Origin of the sequence: Streptomyces sp. WELS2 (genome assembly GCF_013870595.1) — a bacterium.
Lineage (GTDB): Bacteria > Actinomycetota > Actinomycetes > Streptomycetales > Streptomycetaceae > Streptomyces.
Genome location: NZ_JACBWZ010000037.1, coordinates 1 through 20453, shown reverse-complemented (window position 1 = coordinate 20453; position 20453 = coordinate 1). Strand labels below are relative to the sequence as shown.

Annotated in this window: 18 protein-coding genes and 1 tRNA gene; 7 read left to right on the top strand and 12 right to left on the bottom strand. The window is 68.8% G+C overall.

All coding sequences use genetic code 11. The features are described 5' to 3' along the window. Positions 1 to 29: 29 nt before the first annotated feature. The 7 genes from H5J33_RS04380 to H5J33_RS04350 form a co-directional block, all read right to left on the bottom strand. Positions 30 to 587, bottom strand: a complete 558-nt coding sequence (locus tag H5J33_RS04380) for an alpha/beta hydrolase (protein WP_181793451.1) — start codon at positions 585 to 587, stop codon at positions 30 to 32. A 2-nt stretch (positions 588 to 589) separates the two neighbouring features. Further along, complete coding sequence (gene cmlS / locus H5J33_RS04375) at positions 590 to 2305, bottom strand: chloramphenicol-biosynthetic FADH2-dependent halogenase CmlS (RefSeq protein ID WP_181793450.1); 1716 nt, start codon at positions 2303 to 2305, stop codon at positions 590 to 592. Positions 2306 to 2325: 20 nt separating this feature from the next. Further along, complete coding sequence (locus H5J33_RS04370; protein ID WP_181793449.1) at positions 2326 to 2967, bottom strand: hypothetical protein; 642 nt, start codon at positions 2965 to 2967, stop codon at positions 2326 to 2328. Beyond that, a complete protein-coding gene (locus H5J33_RS04365; protein WP_181793448.1) occupies positions 2964 to 4343 on the bottom strand; it encodes a fatty acid--CoA ligase family protein in 1380 nt (459 codons plus the stop codon). Before H5J33_RS04365 ends, H5J33_RS04370 begins: the two co-directional genes overlap by 4 nt. Next, complete coding sequence (locus tag H5J33_RS04360) at positions 4343 to 5041, bottom strand: SDR family NAD(P)-dependent oxidoreductase (protein ID WP_181793447.1); 699 nt, start codon at positions 5039 to 5041, stop codon at positions 4343 to 4345. The genes H5J33_RS04365 and H5J33_RS04360 overlap by 1 nt, the downstream gene beginning before the upstream one ends. Before the next feature lie 3 nt (positions 5042 to 5044). Next, the gene (locus tag H5J33_RS04355; protein ID WP_181793446.1) at positions 5045 to 5833 is read right to left on the bottom strand and encodes a hypothetical protein; all 789 of its coding nucleotides are present in this window, start codon (positions 5831 to 5833) and stop codon (positions 5045 to 5047) included. Between the two features lie 145 nt (positions 5834 to 5978). Next, positions 5979 to 6302 (bottom strand): hypothetical protein, encoded by a 324-nt coding sequence (locus tag H5J33_RS04350; RefSeq protein ID WP_181793445.1) that lies wholly within the window; start codon positions 6300 to 6302, stop codon positions 5979 to 5981. A gap of 663 nt (positions 6303 to 6965) precedes the next feature. Between H5J33_RS04350 and H5J33_RS04345 the strand changes: the two genes are divergently transcribed. From H5J33_RS04345 to H5J33_RS04325, 5 genes are all read left to right on the top strand, one after another. Then, complete coding sequence (locus H5J33_RS04345; RefSeq protein ID WP_309485314.1) at positions 6966 to 8186, top strand: branched-chain amino acid ABC transporter substrate-binding protein; 1221 nt, start codon at positions 6966 to 6968, stop codon at positions 8184 to 8186. Positions 8187 to 8290: 104 nt separating this feature from the next. Then, entirely contained in the window at positions 8291 to 9220 is a 930-nt protein-coding gene (locus tag H5J33_RS04340; protein WP_181793444.1) for a branched-chain amino acid ABC transporter permease, read from the top strand. 5 nt (positions 9221 to 9225) lie between these two features. Beyond that, positions 9226 to 10989, top strand: coding sequence for a branched-chain amino acid ABC transporter permease (locus H5J33_RS04335; protein WP_181793443.1), 1764 nt, complete (start codon positions 9226 to 9228; stop codon positions 10987 to 10989). A gap of 52 nt (positions 10990 to 11041) precedes the next feature. Next, entirely contained in the window at positions 11042 to 11887 is an 846-nt protein-coding gene (locus H5J33_RS04330) for an ABC transporter ATP-binding protein (RefSeq protein ID WP_181793452.1), read from the top strand. Continuing rightward, positions 11884 to 12600: an ABC transporter ATP-binding protein gene (locus H5J33_RS04325; protein ID WP_181793442.1), complete on the top strand. Its 717-nt coding sequence runs from the start codon at positions 11884 to 11886 to the stop codon at positions 12598 to 12600. Before H5J33_RS04330 ends, H5J33_RS04325 begins: the two co-directional genes overlap by 4 nt. Positions 12601 to 12665: 65 nt before the next feature. On the opposite strand, the gene H5J33_RS04320 is transcribed toward H5J33_RS04325, so the two are convergent. Continuing rightward, positions 12666 to 13325 (bottom strand): ANTAR domain-containing response regulator, encoded by a 660-nt coding sequence (locus tag H5J33_RS04320; protein ID WP_181793441.1) that lies wholly within the window; start codon positions 13323 to 13325, stop codon positions 12666 to 12668. Between the two features lie 96 nt (positions 13326 to 13421). On the opposite strand from H5J33_RS04320, the gene H5J33_RS04315 reads away from it, so the two are divergent. Then, positions 13422 to 13504, top strand: a tRNA-Leu gene (locus H5J33_RS04315). Positions 13505 to 13574: 70 nt separating this feature from the next. On the opposite strand, the gene pyk is transcribed toward H5J33_RS04315, so the two are convergent. Beyond that, complete coding sequence (gene pyk, locus H5J33_RS04310) at positions 13575 to 15011, bottom strand: pyruvate kinase (RefSeq protein WP_181793440.1); 1437 nt, start codon at positions 15009 to 15011, stop codon at positions 13575 to 13577. 261 nt (positions 15012 to 15272) lie between these two features. On the opposite strand from pyk, the gene H5J33_RS04305 reads away from it, so the two are divergent. After that, a complete protein-coding gene (locus tag H5J33_RS04305; protein WP_181793439.1) occupies positions 15273 to 17087 on the top strand; it encodes a bifunctional UDP-sugar hydrolase/5'-nucleotidase in 1815 nt (604 codons plus the stop codon). A 12-nt stretch (positions 17088 to 17099) separates the two neighbouring features. Here H5J33_RS04305 and H5J33_RS38280 read toward each other — a convergent pair whose 3' ends face one another. The 3 genes from H5J33_RS38280 to H5J33_RS04290 all read right to left on the bottom strand — a co-directional run. Continuing rightward, on the bottom strand, positions 17100 to 18248 hold the full coding sequence (locus tag H5J33_RS38280) for a GDSL-type esterase/lipase family protein (RefSeq protein WP_181793438.1): 1149 nt from the start codon (positions 18246 to 18248) through the stop codon (positions 17100 to 17102). Positions 18249 to 18330: 82 nt separating this feature from the next. Next, positions 18331 to 19743, bottom strand: a complete 1413-nt coding sequence (locus tag H5J33_RS04295; RefSeq protein WP_181793437.1) for a lysine N(6)-hydroxylase/L-ornithine N(5)-oxygenase family protein — start codon at positions 19741 to 19743, stop codon at positions 18331 to 18333. Next, positions 19740 to 20453 (bottom strand): pyridoxal-dependent decarboxylase (locus tag H5J33_RS04290; protein ID WP_258564866.1); only part of this gene is annotated, 714 nt, incomplete at its 5' end. The genes H5J33_RS04290 and H5J33_RS04295, both read right to left, overlap by 4 nt.

Sequence of the window (20453 nt, the reverse complement as noted above, 5' to 3'; positions counted from 1 at the left end):
TCACGCGGGTCCCGGCGTGTGCGCTGCGCTCAGCCGGCCGTGAAGTGCCGGCGGAACAGGTCCCACCCCTCGGCCCAGTCGCCGAGGCCCGACGCGGCGTTGATGTGCCCCTTGGCCCCGACGTTCACCAGGTTCGCGGTCAGTCGCCCGGCGACCTCGGTGGCGTGCTCGACGGTGCCGTACGGGTCGTCCTCGCTGGTGACCACGACGGCCGGGAACGGGAGTGCGGCCTCGTACGCGGCGGCCGTGAAGCCCTCCGCGTCGGCGGGGAAGTTCTCCCCGCCGGGGTCGGGGGCGGCGACGAGGAACGCGCCGGCCACCTCCTCGAGCCGGCCGGCCTGGTCGCGGGCCCACTCGCCGAGCAGGGTGCAGCCGAGGCTGTGGGCGATGAACACCTTGGGGCCGGACACCGTGGCGAGCGTGTCGGTCAGGTCCTTCACCCACGCGTCGCGGACGGGGCGGTCCCAGGAGTCGTGCTCCACCCACACGCTGTTCCCGGCCTCCCGTTCGTACCACTGGCGCTGCCAGTGGTCGGGCCCGGAGTTGCCGATCCCCGCGAGGAACACGTATGTCGGCTGCTGTGTCATGATCACACCTCGTACTCGACGCCCACGCCGTCGAAGCGCAGGCGGTCCTGGATGAAGACGGGCTCGTCGTTCTTGTCGAACCCGGAGAGCAGCCCCGCCTCCATCAGCCGGATGACGATCTGCGAGCCCAGATCCTTCCGGTCGAGGTCACCGAGCTGCAGGATGACGTCCTTGTAGGAGACGGTCTCCTTCAGCACTGCCTCGAAGACCTCACGGTGGGACTCCTCCAGTGGCCACTTGACCATGTCCAGGCCCTGCTCGTTGGCCAGCACCTGCTTGGGCTCGAGCCGGAAGCTGGTCGGCTCGACCTTGTAGTAGGGCTTCAGCCGGACCTCGGTGCCGTTCCACTGCAGCCGCTTGATGCTGTTGAGCTGCTTGGTGAGCCGGCTGATCCAGCGGACCCGGGCGGCGTTCAGCTCGTTGTCGGAGAACTCGTCGCTCAGTTCCTGACGCTGGTGCCGGCCGATGGCGATCATCGTGGAGGCGCGGTCCCGGAAGTCGGCCACGGACCAGTCGTCGTTCGCGTGGTCGATCGCCACCAGACGGTCGAACCAGGCCTTGCGGCTCAGCCGGTCGTCGTCGGCCTCGCTGATCCGGCGCTTGGTCCAGAACTCGGACTCCGGCTCGGTGAAGGAGGCGAAGGTGTAGAAGGAGGCGAGGAACTCGTGGTACTGCTCGTAGGTCTCGCGGTAGGTGCGGTTGTACCAGGCGTGCACCTCTTCGAGTTCGCCCTCGTGCTGCGTGATCCGGTCGATCGCGGCGGCGGCCGAGACGGCGGACTGGCTGGCGAGGTGGACTCCCTGGGAGAACAGCGGGTCGGTGAAGCAGGCGGCGTCACCGCAGAGGAAGAACCGGTCGCGGGAGAAGAGTTCGGACTCGTACGACCAGTCGTGGACGATGCGCACCTCGTCCACCATCTCGGCGTCGCCCAGGATGTCCGTGGCCCGCCGGGCCTTGGCCAGGGTCTCCCGGTAGAAGCGGTCCCGGCCCAGCTCCTTGACCTCGGCCGCCTTGGACCGGTCCACGACCAGGCCGACGCTGTACAGGTCGTCCTTGACCGGGATCATCCACACCCAGCCGTCCTCGAAGGTGATCGAGTACGTGGTGCCCTTCAGGTCGCCGGTGAACGGGTCGGCCATTTTGAAGTACGACCAGATCGCGAAGTTCTTGTAGAACTCGTCGTAGCGCCGGACCTTCAGCTGCCGGGCCAGCGGACTGCTCGCGCCGCCCGCGTCGATCACGAAGTCACTGGTGACCGTGCGGGACTCCTCGCCCTGGCGCACGGTGAGGGTGACGGAGTCCGGCGCGGAGATGTCCACGTTCGTGACCGGGGTGCCCTCGTTGACGGTGATGCCGCGCTCACGGACCTCGTCCACCAGGAGCTGGTCGAACTCCTCGCGCTTGACCTGGATGGCGTGGTCGAAGACCCAGGGAGAGGTACGGGGCGTGCTGAACGAGAACGTCCACGGCGCCTGGTCCTGACCCCACAGGAAGGTGGCCGACGGCTTCTTCACGAAGCCCGCAGCGTCGATCTTCTCCTGCAGGCCGAGCCGGTTGAGGATCGACAGGGTGCCGGGCAGAAACGATTCGCCGACACGGTAGCGCGGGAAGTGGTCGCGCTCGAAGACCTCTACGTCATGGCCGAGCTTCTGCAGGGTCAGGGCGGCGACGCAGCCGGCGGGGCCCGCGCCGATGATGGAAACCTTCGCTCGCTTCACTACTGCTCTCCTCGGGTCTTTCAGAGGGACTTGATGGACTTGATGCGGTTCGGCGCGATGTAGGAGAACCCGCTCGCGGCGTTCTCGAAGAGGCTGAGCCCGGCCTGGAAGCGGCAGTCGCCGCCGATCTCCACACCCGGTGCGACGGTGCAGCTGAGCCCGAAGAAGTTGTCGTCGCCGATCTCGACGCTGTTGCCGCAGTGGAAGTTGGGTGCGACGAAGTTGTTCGACCCGACCCGGGAGTGATGCCCGAAGGTGCTGCGGTAGTTGACGACGTTGAAGTCGCCGAACGTCGTGTTCACGCCCACGTAGTTGTCCGGGCCGATGATGTTGCCCGTGCCGCGCAGCGCCGCGGGGTCGACGCGGGAGGAGGGGTGGACGATGTTGTCGGCCACCAGGCCGTGCTTGACCACGAAGTCGTCGATCACCTGCCGGCGCTGGACGACGTCCGACAGGGCCACCACCACGTGAGTGCCGGGCGCGGGCTCGAAGTCCGCCAGCGGACGGGTGAGTTCGGCCGGCGCGTGGACCGGGTCGCCGTCCACCGACAGGTACCGCCGGATGCGGTAGCCCGTCCGGGGGCCGGCGGCGGTGACGTCCTCGACGTACCGGGCGACCTCCAGGGCGAACTTGCCGGCGCCGATGAGGACGAGGTCCTTCATGGCAGGATCCTCCGCTTCTTGAACCGCTCGGAGACGGAGAGTTCCTCGACCACCTGCACCTTGGTGGGGATCTTGAACGGCTCGACCTTGCCGTCGAGGAACGCGTGGACGTGCTTGCGCGCCTCGGCCCGGCTGAGCGGTCCGCTGGGCTTGATGTCGACGCAGACCGACTGCCCGGTGATGGAGTTGGGCCTGCCGTACACCACGCAGTCGTCGATCAGCGGGCTGCCCAGCAGCAGGGACTCCAGCTCCAGCGGGAGGACCTTCTCGCCGCCGACGTTGATGATCTCCTTGGCGCGGCCCCTGACCTTGAGGTAGCCGTCCGCGTTCTCCTCGACCAGGTCGCCGGTGCGGAACCAGCCGTCCTCGGTGAGCGAGTCACTGGGGTAGTTGAGGTACCCCATGAACTGCGTCCTGCTCTTGAGCTGGAGCTCTCCGTCGACGATGCGGTAGCTCACGTTCTCGTCGGAGATCTTGAAGTACGTGCTGCTGGACGACTCGCTGGTGGTGGTCGAGATGCCCGTCTCGCTGGTGCCGAAGGTCTGGAGCAGCCTGACGCGCGGGAGCGCCGTGTGGACGCGCCGGAGCAGCTCCTCGGGCATGGGTTCGGTGCCGTAGGTGATCAGTCGCAGGCTGCCGAGATCGAACTTCTCGTGGTAGCCGCCGATGAGGACGAGGTTCAGGAACGTGGGGCTCGTGGGCAGCAGCCGGATGCCGTACGTCTCGACCAGGGAGCAGATCTCGTCCGGCGTACGCCGCTCGGGCACCACGGCGGTGCCGCCCACCTTCACCACGCCGAGCAGCGAGTTGATGCCGCCGATGTGGTCGAAGAGGAGGAACATCAGGATGTTCGGCGCCTTGGCCCCCACCCGGGTGCCGGTGCCGACCTTCTCCTCCACCAGGGAGTCGAGGTTGTGCAGGATCGCCTTGGGGGCACCGGTGCTGCCGCTGCTCAGCAGGACCAGGCCCGCCGCTTGGGCCTCCACGAGGGGCCGGTAGGCGTCGGCGGCGCCGTCCGCGCTGCCGCTCATGGCCTCGATGGTGAGGCCGCCGCGACCGTCGTCGCCGTCGGGCTTGAGCAGGTGCCGGGGATGACAGGACTCGGTGACCGTGGCGAGGGTCGTCTCGGTGAAGGTCACCACCGGCACCACGATGTTCCGGTTGCGGTAGAGCGCGAGGAGCGCGGCGATGGAGCGGAAGGAGAAGTCCGCGTTGAGCACGACGACGTCGTGCGGCCGCACCCCGTCCGCGGCCAGTCGCTCCTCCACGCGCCGGATCTCACCGGCCAGGTCACGGTAGGAGTGCGTGACACCCCGGTGGATCACCGCCGGCCGGTCACCGAAGTGTTCGAGCTTGTCCATCAGTTGAGTACGCATCAGTTGACTCCGCCCAGGAAGAGCGTCTCGCCGGTGACGAACCCCGATCGCTGGGAGATCAGGAACTCGACGGGCCCGACGATGTCCGCCATCGTGCACATGCGTTTGATCGCCTGCCGTTCGATCAGGGAGTCGACCATCCCTTCGGGGAGCGTCCGGGTGAGCACGGTCCGCACCGGAGGCAGGCCGAGGCCGTTGACCCGGATGCCGAAGCCGGACAGCTCCTTGCTCATGACCCGGGTCAGCTGCTCCACCGCGGCCTTGCTGGCCGAGTAGACCAGCTGGCCGTCCAGCGCCCAGGGCACCGCGACGGTGGAGACGTTGAGGATCGCCGACGACCCTTCGGGACTCTTCTGGAGCAGCTTCGCCCCCTCCCTGCAGCAGTTGAGCACCGCGAAGAAGTTGAGGTCGAAGATGTCCCGGGCGACCTTCTCCGGCGTCATCATGAAGTGGTTCATGTTCGACGTGCCGGCGTTGTTCACCAGGGCGTCCAGATGGCCGAACTCCCGCCGTATCTCACGGAACATGGCCTTCACCGCTCGCTGGTCGGTGAGATCGGTCGCGTGGTGGCGGTAGCCCGGACGGTCCAGGGCGGCGGGTCTGCGGCTGCAGCCGACGACCTGGTGTCCCTGGTCGAGGAAGTGTTCGGCAAGGGCCTTGCCCACACCGGTGCGGGTACCGGTAATCAGAATGATCATCTGTCAGTGCAGCCGGTATCCGATGAGCAGGGGCAGGGTGTACAGCGCCGGACCGATGTCCTCCGCCTTCAGGTCCCTCGACTTGTACTGCGAGGGCACCTCGCGCTTGACGACGCGGGTGAAGGCCGGGGTCCCCCTCTGGTGCAGGAGATCCGCCAGCTCCCCGTGGTCGATGACGACGAAGGCCAGCCCGAGGCGCCGGCACAGCCGCATCCGCAGCCCGTCGATGGCGTCCAGCAGCATCGGCTTGTTGCTGGCGTAGAGGATCCGGCCGAACGGAATCCACTTGTGCAGCCGGAGCTTCTTCACGATGACGTAGAGGTATTCGGTGCTGCCGCGCCTGGTGATCAGGTAGTGCCGGCAGTCGAGGTTCTCGTGGTCGAGGAAGATTTTCCGGTCGGCCTCGTCCAGATGCTGGACGATCACCTGCTTACGGGCTTCGATCCGGTAACCGGCGCCCAAGGTACGCAGGGTCGGCACCGGAAGGAACTGCAGGATCTGCGTCTCCAGATCCTCCCAGCCGAACTTTTTACTGATGTCGTAGACGGTCCGGGTGGGCGTGTAATTGAGGAGGGTAGCCTTCCGGATGGACATCACCGGAAGGAAGAGCTTCATGCTCTCGTTCCGGTACTGATCCTTCACGAACCAGCTGTGGATCTCGCAGAATTTGTGCCGCCGTCCCTGTACGTCCCGTTCGGTGAAGAGGGTGCCGAGGAAACCGACAACCTCGTCGCCATCCTCCATGACGTAGCCGTAATAGCCCTCGTTACCGCCCCACTGGGGCTGGAACATCCGCTTCCGCGTCTCGAAGGGAATCCACGACGAATTCAGCGTCGAGTCCCTGAGCAATGGGTAGACCTGATGCAGATCATCCGCCACCGCTTTTCGTACCGTGACCGGCACGAGACACTCCTCCCCCGCCGTGTCGGCGGCTGTCTCAGGCGGCGCTTCCGCGGCCGGTCTCGGCACCGGCCAGCGCCATCTCCTCCTCTATGAACTCGATCAGCCTCCCGACCCCGCTGAACGGGCTGATCCGCCTCGACACAGCCTTCTCCGAGGTCAGCGAGACCTCGACGTCGTACTCGTCCTCGATCGCCTCCTCGACCAGGGTCAGGAAGTTGACCAGGTGCATCGAGTCGAACACGCCGGAGTCGCCGTACAGGCTGACGTTCAGCAGATCGTCGGTCGGGATCTTCTCGTCCCGTCGCTCGTTGATATCGGCCACGACATTGCCGATCAGTTCCAGAAGGCGATCACTCACGGCACAGTCCTTTCTCAATGGGCTGTTGCGGGAGGACGGCCGTACGCTGCCGGCGAAGTGTCGGGCACAGAACGAAGCAATGCCCGAAGAAATAGGTGTCGTATACACAACGGGAGTCCCCCCGCCACTCCGTTGTGGCTCCGAACAAGCGTGATCAGCACCAGCGTGTTCGGCGACCACATTCTTATACACGGATGGCAGCGGCCACACCAGGTGGTTTGTTACGAGCAGGTAAAAGCTGCTCCCGGTGGCACGCCCCCGCCCAGTGAGGCACTTCGGCCGCAGGATCCACGGATGTGACGCTGCGTAACTCGCCTGCAATATGCGAGACCCCGGGCGAACACATTGCCCAAGCCCTTGTGCGATCCCGGGTGTGGGCACGACAGCACCCGGACCGAAGTGCACCGTCTCAGCATGCGGGCGATCGAACCTTCCCTTGAGTCTTGCGGAGCAATGCCTTCCGAAGGAGTGGTAATAGCCCTTATGGCCAATGAACCCCTTCATGTCATAACAAGAAAGTCACAAGCCCACCGGCTGCGGTGACCGAACGCACACCCCAGCCCTAGAGTCGCCGCCAGTCACCGGCTCCAACCGAGGGTTCGGTACCGATGCGGGGTCCACACCGTCCGATCAGGGGACGTCCCGCTACGGAAAGGACTGAATGTGCGACAGCGTTCTCTGACGATCGTCACCTCGCTCCTCACCGCCGGAGCACTCACGCTCACGGCCTGCGGTTCGCGCGACAGCAAGGGAGGCAGCAGCGGGGAGACGACCGTCGTGATCGGCGTGGACGCCCCGTTGACCGGCCAGAACTCAGCCACCGGCCTGGGCATCCAGTACGGTGTCCAGATCGCCGTCGACGACGCCAACAAGAACAAGACCGTGCCCGGGGTCACCTTCGAGGTGAAGGCGCTGGACGACAAGGCGATCCCGGCCAACGGCCAGCAGAACGCCACCTCCCTGGTCTCCGACAAGAACGTGCTCGGCGTCATCGGCCCCCTCAACTCGGGTGTGGCGACCTCCATGCAGCAGGTCTTCGCCACGGCCGGCCTGGTCCAGATCTCCCCGTCCAACACCGCCCCGGAGCTGACCCAGGGCAAGAACTGGCAGACAAGCAAGAAGCGGCCGTACAAGACGTACTTCCGCACCGCCACCACCGACGCCCTCCAGGGCGGGTTCGCGGCCGACTACACCTACAAGACGCTGAAGAAGCGCAAGGTCTACGTCGTCGACGACAAGCAGACCTACGGCGCCGGCCTCGCCAGACTGTTCACCGCCAACTTCACCAAGGCGGGCGGCAAGGTCGTCGGCACCGACCACGTCAACACCGGCGACAAGGACTTCGCGACCCTGGTCACCAAGGTCAAGAACTCGGGTGCCGACCTCCTCTACTACGGCGGCCAGTACGACGAGTCGCAGATCCTCACCAAGCAGCTCAAGGCCGCCGGCGCCAGGATCCCGCTGTTCGGCGGCGACGGCATGTTCTCCGACACCTACATCAAGACCGCCGGCGCCTCCGCCGAGGGCGACCTCGTCACCTCCGTCGGCGTGCCCGTCACCACGCTGCCCGCCGCCAAGGACTTCATCGCCACCTACAAGGACAAGAAGTACCCCGGCGACTACGGCACCTACGGCGGCTACGCCTACGACGCCGCGGCCGCGATCATCAAGGCCGTCCAGAAGGTCGTCAAGGACGGCAAGATACCCTCCGACGCCCGCCGGCAGATCGTGGACGCCGTCCAGAACTCCGACTTCGACGGAGTCTCCGGCCACATCTCCTTCGACCAGTACGGCGACACCACCAACAAGCAGCTGACCGTCTACCAGGTCAAGAGCGGCAAGTGGGAGCCCGTCAAGAGCGGTACCTACGACCCGAACTCCTGATCACTCGGGTACCCGGCACACTCCGGGGCCGCGCGGGCACGACGATCTCCACCGCGCGGCCCCGCCCCTATCCCGTTCATGCTCCCATCCATGGAGGCCACGCGGTGAACACGCTGCCGCAACAGCTGGCCAACGGGCTGTTCCTGGGCTCGATGTACGGGCTGATCGCCATCGGCTACACGATGGTGTACGGCATCGTCCAGCTCATCAACTTCGCCCACGGCGAGATATTCATGACCGGCGGCTTCGGCGCGCTCACGGTCTACCTGTACCTTCCGGACGGCACGTCCATGTGGATCGCGCTGCCCGCCATGCTGCTCGGCGGCGTCCTCGTCGCCACCCTCTTCGCCCTGGGCGCGGAGCGGTTCGCCTACCGGCCGCTGCGAGGAGCACCGGTCCTCGCACCCCTCATCACCGCCATCGGTCTCTCCCTCGCCCTTCAGCAGGCCGTCTTCAACTGGTACCCCGACGCCAAGTCCGCGCGCGTCTTCCCGCAGCTGCCCTTCGGCCCGTACCACCTCGGTTCCGTCCGCATCCAGAGCGGCGACGTCTTCCTCGTCATCGTCGCGCCCCTCTGCATGGCGGCGCTCGCGCTGTTCGTCCGCGCGTCCCGCACCGGACGCGCGATGCAGGCCACCGCGCAGGACCCGGACACCGCGCGGCTCATGGGCATCGACACCAACCGCATGATCGCCACCGCGTTCGCCATCGGCGGTGTGTTCGCGGGCATCGCGGGTGTCGCCTTCGGCCTCAAGTACGGCTCCGTCCAGTACGACATGGGCTTCCAGGCCGGACTGCACGCCTTCACCGCGGCCGTCCTCGGCGGCATCGGGAACGTCTACGGCGCCATGCTCGGCGGGCTCGTCCTCGGCCTGGCCGAGGCGATGGCCACCGCGTACATCGCCAACATCCCCGGTATGGAACAGCTCGGCGGTCAAGGCTGGGCCTCCGTCTGGGCGTTCGTGCTGCTCATCCTGGTCCTGCTGCTGCGGCCCCAGGGCCTGCTCGGCGAGCGCGTCGCGGACAGGGCGTGATCCCCATGGCCGACACCACCCACACCACCCCGCCGATCCCGCTCCCCCGCTCCGCCGCCCGGCTCCTCATCGCCGCCGGTGCCGTCGCGACCATCGCCAGCACGTTCATGTCGTGGACCTGGACGCCCGACTTCCCCGGCGACCTGACCGTATACGGCTACCCCGCGGGGCTCCAGGTGATCGCCCTCGTCGCCGGTCTGCTCACCCTGCTGTTCTCGCTCACCCTGTGGAACGTGCGCGGCCTGCGCTGGCTCAACCCCGCGGGCGCCACGACGCCCCTCCTGTTCATCGCGCTCTCCGGGTTCGCGGTCTGCTGGTACACCGCCCTCGCCATCGCCGTCGACCTCGGCGGCCTGGTCAACCTGGACCCGGGCGGCTACGTCGCCGTCGTCGCCTCGGCGCTCCCGGTGCTCGGCGCGCTCGCCCTGCCCCGGCCGGGCAGCGGCGCACGGGACTACTTCACCAAGCCGGAGCGGCCCGCCCCCGCCCGGCCGCTGGCCGGCTGGACCCCGTACGCGGTCGTCATCGCCGGCATCGCCCTCGGCCTCCTCGCCTTCACCTACGGCATCGGCATCAGCCCGGACGAGAGCGAGACCTTCATCGGGTTCGGCCTCCTCGTCCTCTTCGCGGCCTGGGCGCTCACGCACGCCGGACTGCTCGACCGGTTCTCCGCCCTGTGCGCACAGCACAAGGGCTTCGCCACCACGGCCGCCTTCGTCGCCGCCGCGATCTTCCCCTTCACCCAGAGCGACGACCACAACGCCAACCTGGGCGTGAACATCCTCATCTTCGGCACCGTCGCCCTCGGCCTGAACATCGTGGTCGGCCTCACCGGCCTCCTCGACCTGGGGTACGTCGCCTTCCTCGGTGTCGGCGCCTACGCCGCGGCCCTGGTGTCCGGCTCCGAGTACTCCCGCTTCGCCGGCACCCAGTTCCCGTTCTGGGCCGCCGCCCTGGTGGGCATGGCGGCCTCGCTGGTCTTCGGTGTGCTCATCGGCGCGCCGACGCTGCGCCTGCGCGGTGACTACCTCGCCATCGTCACCATCGGCTTCGGTGAGATCTTCCGCATCGCGGTCAACAACATGGACGGCACCTCGGGACCCGACATCACCAACGGCCCCGACGGCATCCCGTCCATCCCCGACCTGCGGATCCTCGGGTTCGACTTCGGCGACCAGCACACCGTCGCGGGGGCCACCCTGGGCCGGTTCGCCAACTACTTCTTCCTGATGCTGCTCATCACGGCGCTGGTGGTGCTCGTCTTCACCCGGGCCGCCAACTCGCGCATCGGCCGGGCCTGGATCGCGATCCGCGAGGACGAGACGGCCGCCGTCGCCATGGGCGTCAACGGCTTCCGCGTCAAGCTCGTCGCGTTCGCGCTCGGCGCCTCCCTGGCCGGCCTGGCCGGAACCGTCAGCGCGCACGTCACCTACAACGTCGTACCCACCCCGTACCAGTTCGCCGGCTCCACACCGCCCAACTCCGCGTTCCTGCTGGCCGCGGTCGTCCTCGGCGGCATGGGCACCGTGAGCGGACCGCTCATCGGCGCGGCCCTGCTCTATCTCCTGCCGGAGAAGCTCACCTTCCTCCAGCAGTACGAGCTGCTGGCCTTCGGTCTCGCGCTCGTCGTCCTGATGCGCTTCCGCCCCGAGGGACTCATCGCCAACCGGCGCCGCCAGCTGGAGTTCCACGCGACCGGCCAGCTGGACATACCCGACTCACCCGAGCTGCCCGACAGCACCGTCGGCGTCACCAAGGCAGGTGCGTGACCCCGTGACCACCACAGCCACCGGCACGGTCCTCCAGGCCCGGGGAGTCACCATGCGGTTCGGCGGCCTGACCGCCGTGCGCGAGGTCGACCTCACCGTGGGCAGCGGCGAGATCGTGGGCCTGATCGGGCCCAACGGCGCCGGGAAGACGACCTTCTTCAACTGCCTCACCGGCCTGTACGTCCCCACCGAGGGCACCGTCTCCTACCGGGGCACGGTGCTGCCCCCCAAGCCTCATCTGGTGACGAAGGCGGGCATCGCACGCACCTTCCAGAACATCAGGCTCTTCGCGAACATGACCGTTCTGGAGAACGTCCTGGTCGGCCGGCACACCCGCACCAAGGAGGGCCTGTGGTCCGCCCTGCTGCGCGGACCCGGCTTCCGCAAGGCCGAACAGGCGAGCGAGGAACGCTCGATGGAACTCCTGGAGTTCGTCGGCCTCGCCCACAAACGCGACCACCTGGCGCGCAACCTGCCCTACGGCGAACAGCGCCGGCTGGAGATCGCGCGGGCCCTGGCCAGCGAGCCGGGCCTGCTGCTGCTGGACGAGCCGACGGCCGGCATGAACCCGCAGGAGACCAGGGCCGCCGAGGAACTGGTCTTCGCCATCCGGGACAAGGGCATCGCCGTGCTCGTCATCGAGCACGACATGCGCTTCATCTTCAACCTCTGCGACCGCGTCGCCGTCCTCGTCCAGGGCCGGAAGCTGGTCGAGGGCAGCTCCGACGTCGTCCAGGCCGACGAACGTGTCGTCGCCGCCTATCTGGGCGAGCCCTTCGAGGGCGACCCGGGCGAGGCAGAGGCCGCGGAGGTGGAGGCCGCCGAGGCCGTGGCCGGCTCGGACACCGGGTCCGCCGCCGCGGAGAGCACCAGCACCCTCAAGGGAGAGCCCCAGTGACCGCACTGCTGGAGGTCGAGGACCTCAGGGTCGCCTACGGCAAGATCGAGGCCGTCAAGGGCATCTCGTTCAGCGTCGAGGCCGGCCAGGTCGTCACCCTCATCGGAACCAACGGCGCCGGCAAGACGACCACCCTGCGGACCCTCTCGGGCCTGCTGAAGCCCGGCTCGGGGAAGATCGTCTTCGACGGCAGACCGCTGAACGGCGTCCCGGCGCACAAGATCGTGGCGCTCGGGCTCGCCCACTCCCCCGAGGGCCGGCACATCTTCCCGCGCCTGACCATCGCCGAGAACCTCCAGCTCGGCGCCTTCCTCCGCAAGGACAAGGCGGGCATCGCGAAGGACGTCCAGCGCGCCTACGATCTCTTCCCGATCCTGGGCGAGCGGCGCAAGCAGGCGGCCGGCACCCTCTCCGGCGGTGAACAGCAGATGCTGGCGATGGGGCGCGCCCTGATGTCCCAGCCGAAGCTGCTGATGCTGGACGAACCGTCGATGGGTCTGTCGCCGATCATGATGCAGAAGATCATGGCGACGATCGCCGAGCTGAAGGCGCGGGGCACCACGATCCTGCTGGTCGAGCAGAACGCCCAGGCGGCGCTCTCGCTCGCCGACCAGGGGCACGTCATGGAGGTCGGCTCGATCGTGCTGTCCGGCACCGGGCAGGACCTGCTGCACGACGAGTCGGTGCGCAAGGCGTACCTGGGCGAGGACTGAGCCCCGCGGACACGACGCGAGGCCCGCGCCCTTCCCGGGGCGCGGGCCTCGTCACGCGCTGCTGCTCAGCCCTTCTTGGCCGCCTTCTTCTCCTCGTTGTCCGCGATGACCGCCTCGGCGACCTGCTGCATCGACATGCGGCGGTCCATGGAGGTCTTCTGGATCCAGCGGAAGGCGGCGGGCTCGGTCAGGCCGTACTCGGTCTGGAGGATGGACTTCGCCCGGTCGACCAGCTTGCGGGTCTCCAGCCGCTGGCTGAGGTCGGCGACCTCCTTCTCCAGCTCCCTCAGCTCGGCGAACCGGGAGACGGCCATCTCGATCGCCGGCACGACGTCGCTCTTGCTGAAGGGCTTGACCAGGTAGGCCATGGCACCGGCGTCCCGGGCGCGCTCCACCAGGTCGCGCTGGGAGAAGGCGGTGAGCATCAGGACGGGCGCGATGGACTCCTCGGCGATCTTCTCGGCCGCGGAGATGCCGTCGAGCTTGGGCATCTTCACGTCCAGGATGACCAGGTCCGGCCTGTGCTCGCGGGCCAGCTCGACGGCCTGCTCACCGTCTCCGGCCTCGCCCACGACGGTGTACCCCTCCTCCTCGAGCATCTCCTTCAGGTCGAGCCGGATCAGGGCCTCGTCCTCGGCGATGACGACGCGGGTCGTCAGCGGAGGTACGTGCGACTTGTCGTCGTCGGGCACGTCTACGGGCTGGGGCGACTCGGGGGCGGTCACTGAGGCTCCTTGGTCCAGGGCAGGCAGGTACTGCTTCTCAAGAGCCTACCTAGCAGCGGCGGCCCTCGATGACCCGGTACACTCTGCGCAGTGCCCGCCGGGTTGGTGGAACGGTATACACGGAGGTCTCAAAAACCTCTGCCTGAGAGGGCTTGCGGGTTCGAGTCCCGCACCCGGCACTACTCGAAGCGGAGGCTCACGTGTCGTGAGCCTCCGCTTTCTGTCGTGTGTCGTCACGAACACCGGGTGTCACTTCGGGCTGTCGTCCTCGCCGATGTGGTGGACCCGGACCATGTTGGTGGAGCCGGAGACCCCGGGCGGGGAGCCCGCGGTGATCACCACCATGTCGCCCCTCCGGCAGCGGCCGTACTTGAGGAGCAGTTCGTCGACCTGGTCGACCATGGCGTCCGTGGAGTCCACGTGCGGGCCGAGGTAGGTCTCGGTGCCCCAGGTGAGGCTGAGCTGGGAGCGGGTGGCCGGTTCGGGGGTGAAGGCGAGCAGCGGGATCGGCGAGCGGTAGCGGGAGAGCCGGCGGGCGGTGTCCCCGGACTGGGTGAACGCGACCAGGAACCTCGCGCCGAGGAAGTCGCCCATGTCGGCGGCGGCCCGGGCGACCGCGCCGCCCTGGGTGCGCGGCTTGTTCCGTTCGGTCAGCGGCGGCAGCCCCTTGGCCAGCATGTCCTCCTCGGCCGCCGCGACGATCTTCGCCATGGTGCGCACGGTCTCGACCGGGTACTTGCCGACGCTGGTCTCGCCGGAGAGCATCACCGCGTCCGTACCGTCCAGGACCGCGTTGGCGACGTCGGAGGCCTCGGCACGGGTGGGCCGGGAGTTCTCGATCATGGAGTCCAGCATCTGGGTGGCGACGATCACCGGCTTGGCGTTGCGCCGGGCGAGCGCGACGGCGCGCTTCTGGACGATCGGCACCTGCTCCAGCGGCATCTCCACACCGAGGTCGCCGCGCGCGACCATGAGCCCGTCGAAGGCGGCCACGATGCCCTCGAGGTTCCGTACCGCCTGCGGTTTCTCGATCTTGGCGATGAGCGGGAGGCGGCGGCCCTCCTCGGCCATGATCCGGTGCACGTCCACGGCGTCGTCGCCGCTGCGGACGAAGGAGAGGGCGACCAGGTCGAAGCCGGTGCGCAGCGCCCAGCGCAGGTCGTCCTCGTCCTTCTCGGACAGGGCGGGGACGGAGACGGCCACGCCGGGGAGGTTCAGTCCCTTGTGGTCGGAGACGACACCGCCCTCGGCCACCCGGGTGTGCACACGGGGGCCGTCGACCCCGGTGACCTCCAGGCACACCTTGCCGTCGTCCACGAGGACGCGTTCGCCGGGGGTGACGTCGGCGGCGAGGCCGGCGTAGGTGGTGCCGCACCGGTGGCGGTCGCCCTCGACGCCGTCCTCGACGGTGATGGTGAAGGTGTCGCCGCGTTCAAGGAGTACCGGTCCTTCGGCGAAGCGGCCGAGCCGGATCTTCGGGCCTTGAAGGTCGGCGAGGATTCCGACGCTGCGGCCGGTCTCGTCGGCCGCTTTGCGCACTCGCCGGTAGCGCTCCTCGTGCTCGGCGTGCGTGCCGTGGCTGAGGTTGAACCGGGCGACGTCCATTCCGGCCTCGACCAGTGCCTTGATCCGGTCGTAGGAGTCGGTGGCGGGCCCCAGTGTGCAGACGATCTTTGCTCGGCGCATGGGTCGAGCCTATGGCTTACCGGCGGGTAGAGAATTGGCGCCGCATGACTACTCAACGGCCTTTGGGCGAAGGGCTTTTGACAAGTGTTGAAGTGTGCGGACAGCTGCTCCGATGAGCGGATGCGGTGCGGCCTGGCCGGTTGACGAGCGGGGTCTCGCGGGCAACGGGTCACCAGATCGCAACCTTGCGGACCTGTTGCCGTAGGTCATGCCCAGGTCAGAATCTACGCGCGTTGTCCACATCGTCGAGGAGACCGAGAAATGCCGTTGAACCGCCGGAAGTTCCTGAAGAAGTCCGCCGTCACGGGAGCGGGTGTGGCGATCGCCGGCGCGGCGGCGGCCCCGGCGGCCGAGGCGGCGCAGGACCAGCGGCCCGGAAAGCCCGGGCACCCCGTGAAGCGGTACGCGCTGACCGTGATGGGCACCACCGACCTGCACGGTCACGTCTTCAACTGGGACTACTTCAAGGACGCGGAGTACTCCGACAAGGCGGGCAACGCGATGGGGCTCGCCCGGATCGCCACCCTGGTGAACCAGGTGCGCGCGGAGAAGGGCCGGTGCAACACGCTGCTGCTGGACGCCGGTGACACCATCCAGGGCACCCCGCTGACCTACTACTACGCCAAGGTGGACCCGATCACCGCCAAGGGCGGCCCGGTGCATCCGATGGCGCGGGCGATGAACGCGATCGGGTACGACGCCGCGGCGCTCGGCAACCACGAGTTCAACTACGGCATCGAGACGCTGCGGAAGTTCGAGGACCAGCTGGACTTCCCGCTGCTCGGCGCGAACGCGGTGGACGCCAAGTCGCTGCGGCCGGCCTTCCCGCCGTACTTCATGAAGACCTTCCACGTGCCCGGCGCCAAGCCGGTCAAGGTCGCCGTCCTCGGTCTGACCAACCCGGGCATCGCGATCTGGGACAAGGCCTACGTCCAGGGCAAGCTGGCGTTCCCGGGGCTGGAGGAGCAGGCCGCGAAGTGGGTGCCGAAGCTGAGGTCGATGGGCGCGGACGTGGTCGTGGTCTCGGCCCACTCGGGCACGTCGGGCACCTCCTCCTACGGCGACCAGGTGCCGTACGTGGAGAACGCGGCGGCGAACGTGGCCCGCCAGGTGCCGGGTATCGACGCGATCCTGGTCGGTCACGCGCACGTGGAGATCCCGGAGCTGAAGGTCGTCAACGAGCAGACCGGCAAGACGGTCGTGCTGTCGGAGCCGCTGTGCTACGCGGAGCGGCTCACCCTCTTCGACATCGAGCTGGAGTTCCGCAAGGGCCGCTGGGAGGTGGAGTCGGTCTCCGCGTCCCTGCGGGACTCCCGGACCGTCGCCGACGACCCGGAGATCACCAGGCTGCTCACCGGCCAGCACGAGAAGGTCGTCGCCTACGTCAACCAGGTCGTCGGCCGCGCGACCGAGACCCTGACCACGGTCGAGGCCCGCTACAAGGACGCCCCGATCATCGACCTGATCACCAAGGTCCAGGAGGACGTGGTGAAGGCGGCGCTCGCGGGCACCGAGTACGCCTCGCTGCCGGTGCTCGCCCAGGCCTCGCCGTTCTCCCGGACCTCCGAGATCCCAGCGGGCGATGTGACGATCCGGGACCTGTCGAGCCTGTACGTCTACGACAACACGCTGGTCGCCAAGTTGCTGACGGGTGCCCAGCTGCGCGCCTACCTGGAGTACTCGGCGGAGTACTACGTCCAGACGGCCCCGGGTGCCGTGGTCGACGTGGAGAAGCTGACCAACGCCGGCGGGCGTCCGGACTACAACTACGACTACGTGTCGGGGCTGTCGTACGACATCGACATCGCCCAGCCGGCCGGGTCGCGGATCAGGAACCTGACCTTCGGCGGGGCCCCGCTGGACGACGACCGGCAGTTCGTGCTCGCGGTGAACAACTACCGTGCCAACGGCGGGGGTGCCTTCCCGCACGTCGCCTCCGCCAAGGAGCTGTGGTCGGAGTCGACGGAGATCCGCACCCGGATCGCGGAGTGGGTGACCGCGAAGGGGGTGCTGGACCCGAAGGACTTCGCGTCGGTGGACTGGAAGCTGGTGCGGGGCGGCACGCCGGTGTTCTAGGGCTCCCTCGTTCTACAGGTCCAGCAGGGACAGGTCGACGGCGTCGGCGATCGCCTTGGCGCCGGCGTCGTTCACGTGCAGGCCGTCGCCGCTGTCGAACTCCGGTCGGATCCGCTCGGGTCCGGCCGGGTCGGCGACGGCGGCGGCGACGTCCACCACCGCGTCGAAGGGGTGGGTGCCGCCGCGCAGCCAGGCGTTGACCTCGCGCCGTACGGCCTGGCCGGCTTCGGTGTCGTAGCCCTCGTAGACCGTGCCCCGGTAGGGGCCGATGGTGGAGGCGAGGGCGGTGAGGCCGGCGGCGTGCAGGCGTTCGGCGAGCGTGGTGAGTCCGGCGACGAGGTCGGCGGCGGTGGGGACGGCGGCCGGTTCCGGGTAGGCGAGCTGGCCGGGGATGCCGAGGTCGTTGAGGCCGATGTGGATCAGGACGTGGCTCACGCCGGGCACGGCGAGGACGTCGCGGTCGACACGGGCGAGCAGGTGTTCGCCGACCTCGTCGGTGAGCAGCCGGTTGCCGGAGATGCCCTGGCGGACGATCCAGCCGCGGGTGAGGCGGCGGCTGAGCTGGGCCGGGAAGCTGTTGTCGAGGCCGGGTGTGGTGGCGGCGCCCTCGATCCAGGAGTCGCCGAAGGCGACGGCGATCCGGGTGCCCTCGGGGGCGCGGACGTCGGCGCCGATCCCGAAGTGGCCGGTGGGCACCTCCTCGGCGTCCCGCAGGCGTTCGGCGGTGTGCTGGTCGCCGGGGGCGGCGTGGGCGATGTCGTAGGGCATCAGCGAGTAGGAGGTCGGGCCGGTGTCACCGGGCAGATAGAGGGTGACCGTGAGTTCCTGCCCGGCGGTGACGGGCCGTTCGACGGGGTCGCTGACGAGTTCCCCGCCGGCCGGGATCTTGGCGGTCGGGGCGCCGTCGAAGGTGAGGGTGACGCCGGTGGCGGGGTCGATGCCGTGGCCGGTGGTGCGGGTGGCCAGGTGTGCTCCGCCGATCTCGAGGGGCTCTTTGCCGTAGCGGTTGCCGAGGGTGATCCGTATCGCCTCGCCGCCTCCGGCCAGGCGCAGGGACTGTCTGAGGGTCTGGTCGGCGAAGCCGCGTGGTTCGAAGATGTGGAAGGACTCGTCGGGGCGGATGACGGGGGAACGGTGGGCGGCGATCCAGGTCGTGGTCATGAACGGCACCAACGCCGTGCCGCGGGGGCTTGTTCCGGCCCGCCGGTCCCGGTTCGGCGGGTCTGTCCGGGGGCCGGGCCGGTCAGGGTCCGTCGATCAGCGGGGTGAGGCGCCCCGGCTGCCGGGCCTGGGGCACCCGGTCCGCCGGGTCCTCCAGGCCGAAGGAGGTGAAGGCGGTCCGGGTGGGCAGCGGGTAGGTCTCCTTCCCGGTGAGGGAGTTGAGGATGGTGGCGCTGCGCCAGGCGGCGAGGCCGAGGTCGGGGGCGCCGACGCCGTGGGTGTGCAGTTCGGCGTTCTGGACGTAGACCGAGCCGGTGACGGAGGGGTCGAGGACGAGGCGGAACTCCTCGTCCACGCGGGGGCGTTCGCTGCTGTCGCGGCGGATGTAGGGGTCGAGTCCGGCGAGGAGCCGGCCGAGGGGGCGTTCGCGGTAGCCCGTGGCGAGGACGACGGCGTCGGTGGTGAGCCGGGAGCGGGTGCCCTGCTGGAGGTGTTCCAGGTGGAGTTCGATGCTGCTGGTGGCGATCCGGCCGGCGGTGCGGACGCGCACGCCGGGGGTGAGGACGGCGTCGGGCCAGCCGCCGCCGAGGGTGCGCCGGTACAGCTCGTCGTGGATGGCGGCGAGGGTGCCGGCGTCGATGCCCTTGTACAGCTGCCACTGGGCGGCGAGCAGCCGGTCGCGGACGGGTTCGGCGAGGGCGTGGAAGTAGCGGGTGTAGTCGGGGGTGAAGTGTTCCAGGCCGAGCTTGGAGTACTCCATGGGGGCGAACGCCTCGGTGCGGCCGATCCAGTGCAGCCGTTCCCGGCCGGCCGGGCGGTGCCGCAGCAGGTCGAGGAAGACCTCGGCGCCGGACTGTCCGGAGCCGACGACGGTGACGTGTCCGGCGGTGAGGACGGCGTCGCGGTGGCCGAGGTAGTCGGCGGCGTGCAGGACGGGCACGCCGGGGGCGTCGACCAGGGGCTGGAGGGGGTCGGGCACGTAGGGGGCGGTGCCGATGCCGAGGACGATGTTGCGGGTGTGCGTGCGGCCCAGGGCCTCGGCCTCGCCGTCGGTGCCGAGCTGGGTGAAGTCGACCTCGAAGACGTCCCGTTCGGGGTTCCAGCGGACGGCGTCGACCTGGTGGCAGAAGCGCAGTCCGGGCAGTTGCCCGGCGACCCAGCGGCAGTAGGCGTCGTACTCGGCGCGCTGGATGTGGAAGCGCTCGGCGAAGTAGAAGGGGAAGAGGCGTTCGTGGCTTCTGAGGTAGCTGAGGAAGCTCCAGGGGCTGGTGGGGTCGGCGAGGGTGACGAGGTCGGCGAGGAACGGCACCTGGATGGTGGCGCCCTCGATGAGCAGCCCGGGGTGCCAGTCGAAGCCGGGGCGCTGTTCGTAGAAGACGGCGTCGAGTTCGGCGAGCGGGTGGGCGAGGGCGGCGAGGGAGAGGTTGCAGGGGCCGATGCCGATGCCGACCAGGTCACGGGGGGAGGTCGGCTCGTGGCGTGGGGGGTGGGTCATCCGGGGATGCTTCCTTCGACGAGTTCGAGCAGGCGGGCCAGGTCGTCCGGCCGGCTTCGGGGGTTGAGGACGGTGGCCTTGAGCCAGAGCCGGCCGTCGGGACGGGCGCGGCCGAGCACCGCCCGGCCTTCGTGCAGGAGCCGGCGGCGGACGGCGGCCACGGTGTCGTCGGCGGCTTCGGCGGGGCGGAACAGGACGGTGCTGATGACGGGGTGGTCGTAGAGCTCGAAGCGGGGGTGCGCGGCGATGAGGCCGGCGAACTCGCGGGCGCGGGCGCAGACCTGGTCGACCAGGGCGCCGAGGCCGTTACGGCCCAGGGTTCTGAGGGTGACGGCGATCTTCAGGATGTCGGGGCGGCGGGTGGTGCGCGGGGAGCGGCCGAGCAGGTCGGGGAGTCCGGCCTCGGTGTCGTCGGCGGCGTTCAGGTAGTCCGCGCGCTGGTGGAGGGTGGCCAGTTCGTCCGGGCGGGCCACGGCGAGCAGTCCGGCGGCGGCCGGCTGCCAGCCGAGTTTGTGCAGGTCGAGGGTGACGGTGTGGGCGGTGTCGAGCCCGGTGAGCAGGTGGCGGTGCCGGTCGCTGAACAGCAGGCCGCCGCCGTAGGCCGCGTCGATGTGCAGCCGGGCGCCGTGGGCGGCGCACAGGGCGGCGATCTCGGGCAGCGGGTCGATGAGGCGGCGTCGCCGTCGCGGCGGCCCTTGACCGTGCCGTCC

What these genes read in the sequence shown, in the direction of transcription:
- H5J33_RS04380 (WP_181793451.1), bottom strand. Translation starts at nt 587, where the DNA reads ATGACACAGCAGCCGACATACGTGTTCCTCGCGGGGATCGGCAACTCC.
- H5J33_RS04370 (WP_181793449.1), bottom strand. Translation starts at nt 2,967, where the DNA reads ATGAAGGACCTCGTCCTCATCGGCGCCGGCAAGTTCGCCCTGGAGGTC.
- H5J33_RS04365 (WP_181793448.1), bottom strand. Translation starts at nt 4,343, where the DNA reads ATGCGTACTCAACTGATGGACAAGCTCGAACACTTCGGTGACCGGCCG.
- H5J33_RS04360 (WP_181793447.1), bottom strand. Translation starts at nt 5,041, where the DNA reads ATGATCATTCTGATTACCGGTACCCGCACCGGTGTGGGCAAGGCCCTT.
- H5J33_RS04355 (WP_181793446.1), bottom strand. Translation starts at nt 5,833, where the DNA reads ATGTTCCAGCCCCAGTGGGGCGGTAACGAGGGCTATTACGGCTACGTC.
- H5J33_RS04335 (WP_181793443.1), top strand. Translation starts at nt 9,226, where the DNA reads ATGGCCGACACCACCCACACCACCCCGCCGATCCCGCTCCCCCGCTCC.
- H5J33_RS04330 (WP_181793452.1), top strand. Translation starts at nt 11,042, where the DNA reads ATGCGGTTCGGCGGCCTGACCGCCGTGCGCGAGGTCGACCTCACCGTG.
- pyk (WP_181793440.1), bottom strand. Translation starts at nt 15,011, where the DNA reads ATGCGCCGAGCAAAGATCGTCTGCACACTGGGGCCCGCCACCGACTCC.
- H5J33_RS04305 (WP_181793439.1), top strand. Translation starts at nt 15,273, where the DNA reads ATGCCGTTGAACCGCCGGAAGTTCCTGAAGAAGTCCGCCGTCACGGGA.
- H5J33_RS38280 (WP_181793438.1), bottom strand. Translation starts at nt 18,248, where the DNA reads ATGACCACGACCTGGATCGCCGCCCACCGTTCCCCCGTCATCCGCCCC.
- H5J33_RS04295 (WP_181793437.1), bottom strand. Translation starts at nt 19,743, where the DNA reads ATGACCCACCCCCCACGCCACGAGCCGACCTCCCCCCGTGACCTGGTC.